Source organism: Nocardia sp. XZ_19_369 (assembly GCF_015355715.1).
Lineage (GTDB): Bacteria > Actinomycetota > Actinomycetes > Mycobacteriales > Mycobacteriaceae > Nocardia.
On record NZ_JACVED010000004.1, the window covers coordinates 395,652 to 410,061 of the forward strand.

Consider the following 14,410-nt stretch of genomic DNA (forward strand, 5'->3'; position numbering starts at 1 on the left):
GGCATGCTGACAGCAAACGCAGAGCTTACTCGGGACGACGAGTCCTGGCTGGTTCAACTCGGGGGTTCATGATCAACGTGACAGGCGTCCGACTTGTCGCGGCCCCGCTGCTCGACGGTGTGAGTGCCGCCATCGGGCTGGCGGGCATGCCGCTACGCGATGGTGTGGGCGCCACTGTCGGGGTTGGCTGAGTCGTGCCGCTACACGGTGGTGTGGGCGCCACTATCGGTTTGGCCGCGTCTTGCCGCTATGTGATGGCAGCGGCCGCTACCATCAGGTTGGCGTGTCTTGCCGCGACTCGACGGTGTGGGGTGCTGCCATCGGGTTGGTGGTGTCTTGCCGCTGCGTGATGGTGCGTGTGCTGCCATCGGGTTGGTGGAGTCTCGCAGCTACGCGATGGCGGGGGCCGCATTCATCGGGGTCGGCCGAGTCTTGCCGCTACACGACGTTGCGGCTGCTGCCGTCCGGGTCGGCTGGGTCGATGTGCCAGCTCTTGATGCGGCGCGGGTGAATCCGGATGACATCGTTGGAGAACCATTCGGCGACCGGCGGAGAATCCAGTGTGAGCGTCTCCACCACGCCGCGGATCTCGATGCCCCGACCCCAGCCAGGCTTGACCGCACCGGGCTCGTCCGGGGTCATATCGTCGATCAACAGGCTGACCTTCGGGTTCTTCAAGATGTTCCGATAGCGCTGTGTCGCCGCGTGATTCGGCCCCCCGATATCGATCGTGTCGTCCGGGTTGAGTCGGAAGGCAAGCGGGACGAGCTGCGGTGCGCCGCTGGGCGATACGGTGGCGAGCCGGGCGAGCCCCTGGCCGCTGAGATAGGCGCGTTCGACGTCGGTGAATATCATGGGCCGACCATAAAACCTCGAGTGCGGTTCAGTTCAAGCCGGACTCGTGGGTCACGGGACGAAGGCCTGGTAGCCGAGCGATCTACACTGTCTACTGATGAGTAAGTTCTTTGGCTCCGTCGACGAAGTCACGCAGCGGCTCACCGAGGCCGGGTACCTCCCGTCCCTCGATATCGCCACCGCCGTCTTCCTCGCCGGCCACCTCGGCAAACCCCTCCTGATCGAGGGGCCGGCCGGTGTCGGCAAAACCGAGCTCGCCAAAGCCGTCGCCACCGCGACCACCGCCGACCTCGTCCGCCTGCAGTGCTACGAAGGCATCGACGAGGCCCGCGCCCTCTACGAGTGGAACCACGCCAAACAACTCCTCCGCATCACCTCCGAGCACGAAGGCTGGGACACCACCCGCGACCACGTCTTCACCGAGGAATTCCTCCTCGCCCGCCCCCTCCTCGCCGCCATCCGCAACCCGAACCCCACCGTCCTGCTCATCGACGAACTCGACAAGGCCGACGTCGAGCTGGAAGGTCTGCTGCTGGAGGTCCTCGGCGACTACCAGGTCAGCATCCCCGAACTCGGCACCATCACCGCCGTCCGCGAACCGTTCGTCCTCGTCACCTCCAACGCCAACCGCGACCTCTCCGACGCGCTCAAGCGCCGCTGCCTCTACCTCCACATCGACTACCCCACAGCCGAATTGGAGCGAGCCATCGTCCGCATGAAGGTCCCGGAGCTGGACGAGGCGCTGGGCGAACCCGTAGTCCGCGTCGTGAGCGCGTTACGCGAACTGTCCCTTCGCAAACCACCGTCCATCGCCGAAACAGTCGACTGGGCAAGAACTCTCGTAGCGCTGGGCACCCGCTCCTTGACCGGCAGCGTCGTCCGCTCAACTCTCGGCGTACTGCTGAAATATCAAGCGGACCACCGCATTGCGGCCGAACGTCTGTCTTTGGACACCGATGAGGGGCCGGAGAAGTGAGCGGACAGCGAGTTCCGAAGCCCGCCCGCCGCTTTGCTCGGCTGTGCGCACAACTATCGCCCGACCGAGGTGTTGGTGCGTCACCGGATTCGACTCCGGTCGCCAGCGTCGGATTCTCGCCTAGGCCCGGCCCAGGAAGCGACTATCGGCCGCTTCAAGCGCTTCGTGCTATCCACGCTGACCCTTGCGGCGCGGAAAGCAGCACCGGCATGACACCGTTGCGCTGCGCCGCGCAGCAGGCCTTCGACACGATCAGCGACGGCCCCGTGTACTCCGCTCCGAATGTATTGGCCCGGAAGGGAGCAGCGGCATGACTTCCGCGCGTCGCGACCCGGCTGCTCCGCAAGAGTCCATCGCCACGATCACCGTCGGCCCTGTGTTATCCGCGCCGAACACTGTGGCCCGGAAGGGAACTGCGGCATGACACCGTCGCGCCGAAACTCTGTTCCCCAACAGCCTTCCGACACGATCACCGAACGCCTTGTCGAATTCGTCGGCCTACTCCGTGACCACGGAATCAACGCCGGCCCCAGCGAAACAATCGACGCCGCAGAAGCAATGCTCGCCCTCGGCCTATCCGACCGCAACCGACTACGGTCCGGGCTGGCCGCCTGCCTCCTCCGCCGCAACGGCCAACGCGCAGTCTTCAACCAACTCTTCGACCTCTACTTCCTGACCACCGAACAGCCCCAACAAGCACCTGCTGCGACCCCGGAATCTATTGAGTCGCTTCAAGATCGCCTCACCACCGCCCTCACCGAAGACGACCCCGCCGCCGCAACCGACCTAGCCCGCCAAGCCCTGACCCAACTCGGCGCCTACGGCGGAGCAGGCACCGGCCAAACCTCCGCCCCCGTCACCACCGCCTCCGGCTCAGGCTGGTCCTCCTACCTGACCATGAGATCCCTACGCACAGAAGACCTCATCGACCGCATCACCGCAGCCACAACCAGCACATCCCCCCTCGACACCGCGGTCCGCACCATCGAAGCCAACCGCCGCCTCACCCAATTCCGCACCGCCGTCCAAACCGAAGCCCGCCTACGCTCCGCCCAACTGCGCGGCACCGAATACATCGCCCGCCGCGGCGTCGAATCCAGCCCAGACCAGGTCGACTTCCTAGGCGCCCGCGAACAAGACCTAGCTGAAATGCGCCGCCTGGTAACCCCTTTGGCCCGCAAACTAGCCACCCGCCTAGCCGCCCGCCGCCGCAAATCCGTCCGCGGCCAAATAGACATGCGCCGCACCCTCCGCCGCTCCATGTCCACCGGCGGCGTCCCCATCACCCCCGTCCTCCGCGCCCGCAAACACGGCCGCCCCGACCTGGTAGTCCTAGCCGACCTCTCCGGCTCAGTAACCGGCTTCGCCGAATTCACCCTCCAACTAATCCAAGCCCTACAAGACCAATTCACCAAGGTCCGCAGCTTCGGCTTCATAGACACCTGCGACGAAATCACGTCCCAATTCGTTCCCGGCGAACCACCCGTCGCCGGCCTCGCCGCCCGAATCGTCCGTGAAACCAAGGTCGCCCGCTACGGCAGCAGCAACTACGGCGAAGCCCTCCAAGGTTTCACCGACAACTACCTCGACGCCCTAGGCCCTCGAACCTCCCTCCTAATCCTCGGCGACGCCCGCACCAACCGCACCGACCCGAATCTCGATGCGCTGCAGACCATGTGCGACAGAGCCAAACACGCCTACTGGCTCAACCCAGAACCCGCCCGCTCCTGGTCCACCGGCGACTCCGCCGCCCACATCTACGCCGACCACATCACCATGCACGAGTGCCGCAACGTCAAGCAGTTGGCCGAGGTAGTGTCCCGTCTCCTACCTGTATGACCTGTATCGCTTTTATTGGCACACAAGGCAGATCCGCTGTCGAAAACTGAACGTTCGAGCACGCGGCGCCGTAGATTCATGGTGATGATCGAGTTGCCCGTGTCACAGAGTTGGTTGGTTCCCATCGTGATCATGGCTGCAGTGGACGATTCTTGCTCGAGGGCTTCGGCGGTGCGGTGTCCGCATATTTGCTCGGCCGGCTAGGATTCCACGATGCCCTTCGATGCTGTGGACCCTGCGCGAGCAGAGATGATCGATCTGTTCGCGGGACCGGGCGGACTGGATGTTGCAGCAAGTTGGCTCGGGGTGCCGGCGGTGGGAATCGAGCTGGACAGTAACGCATGCGCGACGCGCCGTAAGGCTGGGTTGACGACGAGGCAGACGGATGTTCGTAAGCTGCATCCCTGCCACTTTCCGAAGGCGCGGGTGTTGACGGCAGGGCCGCCTTGTCAGACCTTCTCGGTGGCCGGATCAGGCGCGGGACGTCGAGCACTCGACCAGGTGCTTGCCTTTGTGAAGCGGATGGGTGCAGGTGACGATGTCCGGGCGGACCTTGCGCAACTAGAGGACGAGCGGACGGGCTTAGTGCTCGAACCCCTGCGATGGGCACTGGAAGCGATCGAGTGGACTCGGCCGTTTGAGGTGATAGTGCTGGAGCAGGTTCCGACCGTGCTGCCGGTGTGGATGGAAGTTGGTGAAGCGCTGAGTGCGCGAGGCTACAAGGTCGAATGCCAGATCCTCCGTACCGAAGAGTTCGGTGTGCCGCAAACTCGCCGTCGAGCTGTACTCATAGCCCACCTACACCGTGCACCAAAGCGACTGGAACCCACCCATCGCAAGTTCCAAAAAGGTCTGAGACGCAGTGATGGAAAACAGAACCTGTTGGAATGGCGTTCCATGGGGGACGCGTTGGGTCGAGAGGACGAGTTCATCGTCGTCTCGAACTACGGCACGGGCGGCGTGCCCGAAGCCAGGGGCGAACGCAGGCACGATGAGCCAGCTTTTACCGTTACAGGGAAGGTGTCACGGAATAAGTTCAGCGTCGACGGAAGCCATTTGGGCAATCTCACGACCGAAGATGCCGGTCTATTGCAAACCTTTCCGCGCGACTACCCATGGTCGGGCAGAGACATCGCTCAGCAGATCGGCAATGCCATACCTCCCCGGCTGGCCGCTCATGTGTTGTGCGAGGCGATATTCGGACGGAAGCCGGAGGCGCAAGCCCTCGATGCTGCAGTGGCTGGGACGTGGATGCTCGCGAAGCAAGGTTCATATCGGTTGCTTCCCGATCACGACGACTTGGAGCTGCCCGAGTTCCGGGCCGACGAAGATGCGGCGACGCTGTTTGATATCGATTCGGCCACGATCTCCAAGTAGGCGCAACGGCTCGCGTAGATCAGCCAAAGTCTGGACAATCGTTCTTTCAGATTCAAAACCACTCGTGAGCAGCTCGGCAGCTGTCTTCGCTAACGTCGCCATCAATGTGAAACGCCTGTACTGCGAGTGATTTACCGCGGACACCGTCCCTCTGTCCGCCTCGGCGCCTAGTGTTAGCCGTAACACTCGGGGGGCGATTCGAGACTCACCTCCTTGAGGTAGTAGTCCGAGGCGTGGGGAGAACCGATGGCAGACCAAATCGATGATCAGTACGAAGTCTTCAAGATGCTTTTGGACTCCACCACTCCGGCCGATGCTGTCAAGCAGCTTTCGATACTGGGCGTCGGCGAGGCTACGATCCAGCAGATCGTTGAACGCCATGAGCAGCAGATGATCCGGATCAGAGAGATGGACGAGCCCCGGTCCGTTGTTATGGATAACCGGGACACTTGGTATGCAGGCCCTCGTCCGGGCGACAAGTGCTGGCCGGCCGTCGTGGACATACTTCACGCCCAGGGTTGGGAGGCGGTCCCCTCGATCAGCGACTTGAACGACTGTTCGACTCGTATCGTCTCGTTGCTGAGCCACCCGAAGGAAAAGAGTTTCTCGACTCGAGGTCTTGTCGTCGGCTACGTCCAGTCCGGTAAGACCACAAATTTTACCGCAGTCATGGCGAAAGCGGCCGACCGGGGTTACAAGCTCTTTATTGTACTGGCTGGTATCCATAATGGCTTGCGACGCCAGACCCAGGCCAGGTTGATACAGCAGCTTGTCGAGCCGAATCCCAGTCGCTGGACCCAGATTACCGACCTGGACCGAGACTTCAGACCTACGGCCAATCCGGCAAGCTTCTTCGGCAAAGCAAACAAAACGCACGTGCTGTGTGTAGTTAAGAAGAACGCTCCAGTACTGCGGAAGCTGACTAAATGGCTGGAGAATGCCTCAGGCTATCTGATCGACTGTCCGGCACTGATCATTGATGATGAAGCAGACCAAGCTACTGTGGCGACGAAGTCGATCAACCCATTGATCAGGCAAATTCTTGACCGGCTGCCCAAGTCTGCGTACGTTGGCTATACTGCTTCGCCCTTCGCGAATCTACTTATCGACCCTTCCGTGAAGGATTTGTATCCGGAACATTTCATCGTCAGCTTGCCCAAGCCGAGTGGTCATTTTGGTACGGAGGTTCTCTTCGGCCGGTATGCGCTGGATGGCGAGGACCCTTCGGAGGTCGACGATGGGTTCGATATGATACGCATCATTCCAGATAAGGATGTCGAGTTCGTCAGACCTAAAACCAAGGCTGATGTAGACGGATTCGCACCTGAGTTGACTCAGACACTGACCAGCGCTTTGCAGTACTTTTGGATGACAACGGCGGCCCGTCGTGTTCGCGGGTCCGGAAACCCACATTCAACGATGTTGATCCATACCAGTGTTCGTACCTCGGTTCACAACAGCTTCCGAGGTCCGCTCGAAAATTTTCGCAGTGAACTTGCAATGAACCTGTACGACCCTAATATCAGGGACGATTTGAAGTTTCTCTGGGACAGCGAGACCAAGCGGGTGCTCGCAGAAGATTTCAGAGAGTCACCCGTCAGCTTTGACCAGCTGCTCCTCGAGCTCCCGGGCGTCTTGGCTGACTCCCGGGTTGTTATGGACAACTCGGAGAGTATTGACCGCCTGGACTATGAGAACGGCCCGGTGGTCGCCGTAGTCGTCGGCGGAAATACGTTGTCACGTGGTTTGACCCTCGAAGGCTTGTCGGTTAGCTATTTTGTGCGCGCTGTGTCGGCATATGACACTCTGTTGCAGATGGGTCGTTGGTTCGGCTATCGGAACGGATACGCTGATCTGCCGAGGATCTGGATGACGGCGGAGATCGAAGATTGGTTCCGGCACCTGGCGACTGTGGAGACAGAAATGCGCCGTGATATTGATATATATCTCACGGAAAATAAGTCTCCGCGTGAATTTGCTGTACGGATTCGTACGCATCCCGCCCTCAGGGTGACAGCCGCCGCTAAAATGAAAGACGCGGTGGTGGCGGCTTCCGCCTACGGAGGATTGCGAATCCAGACACACTACTTCCACACCAAATCGGATTGGTTGCTTGCGAACCAACGAGCCACCAGCCAGCTGGTTGTGGATGCTCTCAGGAGCGGGCAGAGAACAGAGGCGCATCCAAACAAAGGTCGCTACATATTCCACAACGTAGCCAGCGACTTCGTTCTTCGCTTTCTTCGTGACTATCAGTTCCATGAACGGTCGCTGGAGTGTGATTCAAAACTTATCGTTGACTATATCGAGAAACGAATACGAGTCGCTGGTTCGTTGCGTCAATGGAATGTGGCCATTGTCGGTAGGCCTGTCGGCGATCCTGATGAAAATTTCGAATTTACTGAAGGTGTAGCCGTGAGGCGCATTTCTCGCGCTCGTATGCGTACTTCGGAAGCCAACTTCGCAGACATAAAGACTCTGATGAGTCGACGTGACGCTGTAGTGGATATCAACGATGCTGATGTGGAAGATTGGGAAGAAAAGAAGATCGTAGCTGAGCGTGCAAAACGTCTCCCTAACACTGGCCTTGTTGTCCTTTATCCCATCGATAAGGCATCTCGACCCAGCAAGGGCAGGGAGGAATTCCGGTTGGCCCTCGATGCCGAAGAGCATGTGATCGGTGTCGGCTTGGTATTCCCACGTCCGGGCGAGCGAGATAGTGAAGTCGAAGGAGAGGTCAAATATATCTCTGCAGATCTGTCAGGTGTGGAGCGCGAAGAGGAGGACTACAGCGTTCTCGAAGCCGAGGATTCCGAATGACAGACGCGCTCCGAGACATCATCGACGAGCACTGGCGACTTCTGGAAGCGGAGACTGTCACCTCTGAGAGTGCTGTGCGGACATCCGAGCTACCGGTTGAGACAGTATGCGGCCCGCTGGTGGCCGCTGTGGATTTCGACGGTCGCCGCCACATCTTGGTTCCGGTGGACTCCCATCAGTCGGTCAGGAAAGGGTTGAACGGTCCGGCACTGCAGCTGAGAAAGCGAGCGCTGGAAACCGTGGAGTCGTATCAACAGTTCGCTGACCTCGGCTGTTTGCAGAAGGATCTGGATGAGGTGTTCACGTCACTGAGTGCGGAAATCCTGCAAGCTGTCGAGGTTTCGGCTGACAATCCGATCAAGGGGCTGTACCGGGTTCTGGACCAGTGGAAAGCGTTGTTCCAAGGAGTCGGTGTTCCCTTAGGGCCCCAAAAGCTTGCCGGCCTTTTCGGAGAACTCATTGTGCTGCAGCAGATGCTCGACATTGATCGTAGTGCTCATCGCCTGTGGCGAGGGCCGCTCGGTGGCCGCCACGACTTCGCATCCGGTGGGTCGGCCGTGGAGGTCAAAACCTCCATGATCACCGAGGGAAGGCGGGTGCGAATTCACGGCCTGGAGCAACTGGATCCACCTCCTGGCGGGGCTCTCGAGCTTGTTTGGTTGCGTCTGGAATCTACGTCCAGTAGAGGTGTCGGATTCCAGGATCTGGTAAACCAGGTGCTGAAGCAATGCGATGACGAGTATGCGGTACTCAGCTTGCTGGCTGCCGCAGGCTACCGTCCAGTTGATGCTGAACACTATCGGCAGTGCAGATTCGAGGTAGTCGAAGCGCGTTGGTATGGAGTCGATATCGCCTTTCCAAGGCTGACCAGAGGTGACCTCATCGCTGCGGGGGTCGTGATCCGAGTACAGGACGTCGAGTACACGGTCGAGTTGACTTCGGAACCACCTATCCCGTTGGACGAGCAGTCGGTCAGTCGGCATCTCCGTGCGATGATCGAGGAGTCGGCATGATCGCACCTGCATGGTTCTCCCAGCCGTACCCACCGGAGGGTGCCAGCGCCGCAGAGGGGATCAGGAACCAGCTGGGCAAACCTGAACTGGATCATCTCACGATTCTGGTCCGCGAGTCAGCTCAAAACAGTTGGGATGCACGGATATCCGACGATCGGACGGTCGACTATCGGATTGATCTTCGCACAATCAGCGCAGCGGACGCGCCTGCATGGCGAGAGCAATTCCTACGAGGGGTACCGGCTGAGGACCACCTTCCATTGCGAAAGGCTTTGACACAGCCAACAATCCGCGTCATGTCGATCTCCGACCGGGGCACCCGAGGACTCGGTGGACCGACTCGTGCGGATGTCATTTCCAGCACTCGCCGGGACTTCGTCACCTTTATGCGCAACATCGGTGAGCCACGAGACAGAGCACTGGGCGGTGGTACGTATGGATTCGGGAAGGGGATTCTTTACCTTGTCTCGCGCCCGGGCGTGATCCTGGTACATACGCGGTGCCAGGTAGATGGAGGATTCGAAACCCGACTCATGGGTGCCGCGCTATGGAAAAGCTATGACTTCACTCGGCTGGCAGATAATCGTCGATACACCGGACGGCACTGGTGGGGGGACACGACAGGCGATGTTGTAGAGCCATTGACTGGAGCGGCAGCGGAGTCGATGGCACGTGTACTCGGGCTTCAGGCATTCGGTGCATCGGAAACCGGCACGACGATCCTCGTGATCGACCCCAATCTGGAAGAACGAGAGCCCGCGCGTGCGGCAGGATATCTGGCAGACACCATCGCTTGGCACTTGTGGCCGAAGATGCTCGAGAACCGATCAGGGGTCCTGCCTATGCGGTTCGCCGTGACCTGTGACGGCATCAGTTACCCTGTGCCTGATCCCGCTGAAACTCGCCCGCTGAGCCTCTTCGTGGCCGCGTACCGGAAGCTGGCAGAGGTCGAGAGTAGAGAATTGTATTGTGGCAAGCCGAAGAAGCTGCTCGGCAAAATGGCGTTGGAAAAACGGGTTGTTCCGAAATTCGAGCATTCCGACGTAGCCGAGATGGTGGGTGTGTCGGGACTAACTCATCATGTTTGTCTCATGCGGCCGGCAGAGTTGGTAGTCAACTACTGGAGGGGCCCGAAGCCGCCCAGCGAGCTGGTGTCTTATGCCGGTGTCTTCCGAGCTGATGACGCGATGGACGAAATCTACGCAGCGGCTGAACCACCGACTCATGATGGTTGGAATCATCAGTCCCTCGAGCATCCGGACAGCACCTACGTGAGGACCACCTTCAAGCGGTTCGGTGAAGCGATCGAGGGCTTGCTCGACCTCCGCGGTGGCGTGGGGGTTGGCGCCGCGCAGGTATCACTTGGGGCTGCAAGCAGTAAGTTGTCCCCGCTGATAGGTGGTGCCTGGGGTATCGGCGCCGCTACCGATTACGGGCGCCCAGGTGACGTCCAGGCGCCGACTCCACGGCCGAGGCCCGGTCCGGCTCCGCGAGGGCGCGACGACGTTTCTGGGTCACCGGACGCTGAGGTCGGAAGCACGCCTGCGGGTCCCGGTGGATATGACGGCAAAGGAAGTGGCAATGCAACAGATGGGAGCCAGCCGTCAGCACCGCGGTACCGGCGGCCCAAGGTCGAGTACGTGGGTGACCCGTACCTCGATGAGTATTCGGGAGCGGCGGTTCTGATCCAGCCTTTTCGCTTACCCGTCCAGATCGTTCAACGCGTCAAAGCCGAAGTGGCTGTGGCCTTGACGACCGATGGGGGACGCGAGACAGATCCTCCTGCCGGCGCGGAGATGCCGGGCCTCGTCGGATGGGAGGACGACAGCGGCGTCCTGATTGCGTCTCCGACCTTCGTGATCGCCGGGGGCGACGGCAGGATATGGAAAGCGGTCGTTAAGCCCGCTGCCGACACTATGACTGATATTTCTCTCGGTGTAGAGGCGGTGAAGGGCTGATGGTGCAGCGTGCACTTCCGTATCGCACTCCGTCGGAGGCGGTTGTGACGGCCAAGAATTGGTTCTTGGTCATCGACGACGGAGAGATCCCGTTGCCTGAAGCGTTGCCGCACTGGGATTATCAGACGGACCTCACGCTACGGCGAGAGGTGCAGATCGATCTCGATCGTGCTCTCGCGGAGTCCCGTTTGGCTCCGGGGACGGAGCTCGCCCTCGCCGCTGTATGGACTGCCACCGGATCGAAGCTCAAGGGTACGGCGGCCAGGACAACCGTGCGCCAGTCCGGTTCGATAACGCTCGAAACACATTTGCCTGGCTCGGATCTCGGCGGTGTGCTGGTGTTGGATACAGCGCTTGTTCTGGCAAAGCGTCGGGTCGGTGCAGATCGTCCGGTCGCCGCGCGGCGCGCTGGTTCAGTGCTGTGGGGCGACCGTCGTCAAATGCGATTGCAAGGGGATGCGCCTCAGTTTCCCATGGCCGTCATCGATTTTGCCAAGACAAATTACTCCGAGGGCGCTGCTTGGCATCTGGATATCGGCACCAATCTGGAAGCAGCAACAATGGGCTCCCTCCTGCTACTTGTCAACGAGAGTAAGAACATAGCGGCAGAAGCCCTGAAAAATGCAGGAAACCCACGACTCCAAGACAAGATCGTGCTGTCGATGATCTACGGTGACATTGCCAGGGTGATGGTTGAGCATGCCTTGAGCCTTCCAGACTTCAACGATGACATGACGGTCCACGATGAAACGCTGGGCGCGACATTGCTCGAGCTGTTCGGGCGGCTGTTTCCGGATAGATCGATCGAGGATGTGCGCCTGCGCGCCCAACAGTCCCCAAGCCTGTTCGCGTCCGAGTTGCAGTCTGCGGTCCGTATTTTTGAGGATGTCGAGTGAGCTTCCTTTATCCGCGGCTACTCAGAGTTCCTGCCAGGGAGCTGGCAAAGCAGTACAGAGAACTCTCAGCGGCCGAGTTGGCCGGCAGCTGGACGACAAGTGATGAGTCGGCTGTCTATGTTGCTACCGGCGGGGATCGGGTGCCTGCCGCGAAGCTCGCTGACCTACGCGAACTGGTGGTCGATCTGGCACACAGTTCAGGATTCCCCAATGAACCTTCCGCACAACAAAAATCGTCGTTCGACCTTGCACTTGCCGTTCTGCTGCATTCTGAGATGGGGATCGATCCCGCTGAAGCCGCTGCAGGAGATATTTGGGCATTCCTCGCCTTGATCGTCCTGCCAGACGTCGCCCATTGGCGGTATCCGAACCCGCCCGGGGACCGGGTCCGCGGCACCGACCTGACACGCCACGTCTTCGGTCGGCTGTGGTGGCGCGCCTACCTGATATATGCACCTGAGGATGAGGAACCGTATGCGGCCTTGACCGTTTTGGGCGAGGCAGCGTTCGACCAGATTTATGCTCGCCGCACTGCCCTGGGCGGCAGTCCACATCTAGTCAAGTCGATCCTGCGGGTGTGGAACAGTCTTGACTTCCAAGACTTCTCGCGCGGTGTGACCGGCGTTTCCGAACGTGCGGTTCTTCAGGACTTCCTCAAGCGGTTGTTGCGGCTGGCACCGTTTGTCATCTTCGAAGCGGTAGAAGAACAGGCGCTGGTCACGGAGCTTCGAGCCGTTGCCGAGGAAGCACTCTCGGCAATGTTGGTGAACGCGGGAATGCCGCAAGAAGAGGCAGTGGTTCGGGTAGCTCATGTCTTGACGGACGCCGGAAGCGCCCCTCAGATCTCGCCGCTACCAGATTCCGTCCGTACTATGCGTCGTCGACGAGACAGTTCTGTCTCCAGGTCCATGTTCTCGCTTGATCCAGTCGCATCGACCGAGCACGCGGCAGCCGCAGAACCGCAACCGATCTGGCAGCAAGTTGTGCCGGAGGTCGAACCGCTTCAGTCGTATAAGGCATACGAAGGGCAGTCGTTCGGAGATCCACGAGAGCTCGGATTGAGGGCCCTCGCTGACGCCGTCACCGAAGTAGTGTCAGTGGAAGGCCCTGTCCGAGCGGAGCGTGTATATCGGCTGATCACCCGCCTGAACGGTGGCAGGCTACGGGACAACGCCCGGACTGCACTTGTCGAAGCGACCAAGTACGCGAAGCGCGAGAACATGATCGACGCGGAGAACCACTTGGGCCGCAACGGCTTCGCAGGCGCCACGTTGAGGCTCCCCGATCATCCGATCTGTGTCCTCCGTGAGCGTGGGCCACGGGAACTTGACGAGATACCGGAGCGTGAGATCGCGGCAGCTGTCCGTATGTTGCAGGAAGCCGAGCCAGATGTTGAGCTGGATGAGGTCATCAAACGTGTATCACTCTTGTTCGGATACGAGCGATGCACCCAAAACGTCTTTGAGGCAATAGCCGAGTCCACGGCACGATACCCGACCTGATGGCGGGCGGCACACGACATGCTGGCGCGGTGACTAGGCGCGGCCGCCGCCCTACGACGTTTGGAAAATTTGACCAAGCTGTTTCGGACCATGTTCGCACGAGGTCGCCTGCAGTTGTTCACAATCGCAGTTCGACCTGCGATCGAGTAATCAGCGTCGAACTTCCGTGACCTTTACGGGACGGTTTTCACGGCGGGAGAGTTCACAGGCCTCGGCTACGTAGAAGGCTTCGAGGGCATCCGTTGGGCTGCACGGGTTTTCGAGATCTCCGTTGACTACGGAGACGAAGGCGACCAGTTCGTCGGTGTATGCCCGACGGAAGCGGTCCATGAACCCCGGGTAGGCAGGGAAGGTGGAGGGGATGTAGTCGGGTTCGACTGAGGTCAGGGGGGAGCGGTCGTCCAGGCCGACGATGGCGTTGCCTTTGGAGCCCAGGGCTTCCAGTCGGACGTCGTAACCTGCTCCGTTGTAGCGGGTCAACGAGACGGTGGCGAGGGAGTCGTCGTCCAGGCGCAAGAGCACTGCGGCGGTGTCGACGTCTCCTGCTTCGGTGAAGAAGGGTTCGCCGCGGTTGGAGCCGGTGGCGTAGACGGAGACGATTTCACGGCCGGTTACCCAGCGGATGATGTCGAAGTCGTGGACTCCGCAGTCGCGGAAGATGCCGCCGGAGCGGGGGATGTAGTCGGCGGGGGGTGGGGTGGGGTCGAGGGTGGTGGCTCGGAGGGTGTGGAGCCAGCCGAGGGAGCCGGAGGTGATGGCGGTGCGGGCGGCTTGGTAGCCGGCGTCGAAGCGGCGTTGGAAGCCGATTTGTACTGGGGTGGGGGAGTTTTGGATGTGGTCTAGGACTGCGAGGGTGCCTTCGATGTCGGCGGCTACTGGTTTCTCGCAGAAGACGGGGATGCCTGCGTCTACGGCGCGGCAGATTAGTTCGGGGTGGGAGTCGGTGGCGGTGGCGATGATGAGGCCGTCGAGGTCGGCGGCGAAGAGGGTGTCGAGGTCGGGGGTGAATTCGAGGCCGAGCTTGGTGGCGGTGGTGCGGGCTCGGTCGGGGTCGGCGTCGGCGACGAGGACGTTGGCTACGTTGGGGAGGTTTTTGAGAGTTTCGGCGTGGGAGGTGCCGATGCGGCCGGTGCCTGCGAGGCCGAGGGTGACGGCTTTGTGGGATGTCATCGAC

At 60.5% G+C, this 14,410-nt stretch carries 11 protein-coding genes; 9 read left to right on the forward strand and 2 right to left on the reverse strand.

From position 1 onward, the window contains the following. Window positions 1-68: 68 nt before the first annotated feature. Window positions 69-191: a hypothetical protein gene (locus IBX18_RS42805; protein WP_255528069.1), complete on the forward strand. Its 123-nt coding sequence runs from the start codon at window positions 69-71 to the stop codon at window positions 189-191. 247 nt (window positions 192-438) lie between these two features. Here IBX18_RS42805 and IBX18_RS17130 read toward each other — a convergent pair whose 3' ends face one another. Next, window positions 439-855 (reverse strand): PPOX class F420-dependent oxidoreductase, encoded by a 417-nt coding sequence (locus IBX18_RS17130; protein ID WP_194834626.1) that lies wholly within the window; start codon window positions 853-855, stop codon window positions 439-441. A gap of 97 nt (window positions 856-952) precedes the next feature. Here IBX18_RS17130 and IBX18_RS17135 point away from each other — a divergent pair, with 97 nt between their 5' ends. The 8 genes from IBX18_RS17135 (at window position 953) to IBX18_RS17170 (ending at window position 13,236) form a co-directional block, all read left to right on the forward strand. Further along, complete coding sequence (locus IBX18_RS17135; protein ID WP_194834627.1) at window positions 953-1,831, forward strand: MoxR family ATPase; 879 nt, start codon at window positions 953-955, stop codon at window positions 1,829-1,831. Between the two features lie 420 nt (window positions 1,832-2,251). Beyond that, window positions 2,252-3,670: a VWA domain-containing protein gene (locus tag IBX18_RS17140; protein ID WP_194834628.1), complete on the forward strand. Its 1,419-nt coding sequence runs from the start codon at window positions 2,252-2,254 to the stop codon at window positions 3,668-3,670. Between the two features lie 213 nt (window positions 3,671-3,883). Further along, entirely contained in the window at window positions 3,884-5,047 is a 1,164-nt protein-coding gene (locus tag IBX18_RS17145; protein ID WP_194834629.1) for a DNA cytosine methyltransferase, read from the forward strand. A gap of 246 nt (window positions 5,048-5,293) precedes the next feature. Next, window positions 5,294-7,867 carry a Z1 domain-containing protein gene (locus tag IBX18_RS17150; RefSeq protein WP_194834630.1) on the forward strand — a complete coding sequence of 858 codons (2,574 nt, stop codon included), beginning with the start codon at window positions 5,294-5,296 and terminating at the stop codon, window positions 7,865-7,867. Further along, on the forward strand, window positions 7,864-8,880 hold the full coding sequence (locus tag IBX18_RS17155) for a PD-(D/E)XK motif protein (protein ID WP_194834631.1): 1,017 nt from the start codon (window positions 7,864-7,866) through the stop codon (window positions 8,878-8,880). Before IBX18_RS17150 ends, IBX18_RS17155 begins: the two co-directional genes overlap by 4 nt. A gap of 296 nt (window positions 8,881-9,176) precedes the next feature. Continuing rightward, window positions 9,177-10,838, forward strand: coding sequence for a hypothetical protein (locus IBX18_RS17160; RefSeq protein WP_194834632.1), 1,662 nt, complete (start codon window positions 9,177-9,179; stop codon window positions 10,836-10,838). Between the two features lie 44 nt (window positions 10,839-10,882). Next, entirely contained in the window at window positions 10,883-11,734 is an 852-nt protein-coding gene (locus IBX18_RS42100; protein WP_228541267.1) for a hypothetical protein, read from the forward strand. Next, window positions 11,731-13,236 carry a DUF6339 family protein gene (locus tag IBX18_RS17170; protein WP_194834633.1) on the forward strand — a complete coding sequence of 502 codons (1,506 nt, stop codon included), beginning with the start codon at window positions 11,731-11,733 and terminating at the stop codon, window positions 13,234-13,236. The genes IBX18_RS42100 and IBX18_RS17170 overlap by 4 nt, the downstream gene beginning before the upstream one ends. Window positions 13,237-13,386: 150 nt before the next feature. Here IBX18_RS17170 and IBX18_RS17175 read toward each other — a convergent pair whose 3' ends face one another. After that, on the reverse strand, window positions 13,387-14,406 hold the full coding sequence (locus IBX18_RS17175) for a Gfo/Idh/MocA family oxidoreductase (protein WP_194834634.1): 1,020 nt from the start codon (window positions 14,404-14,406) through the stop codon (window positions 13,387-13,389). Window positions 14,407-14,410: the final 4 nt, after the last annotated feature.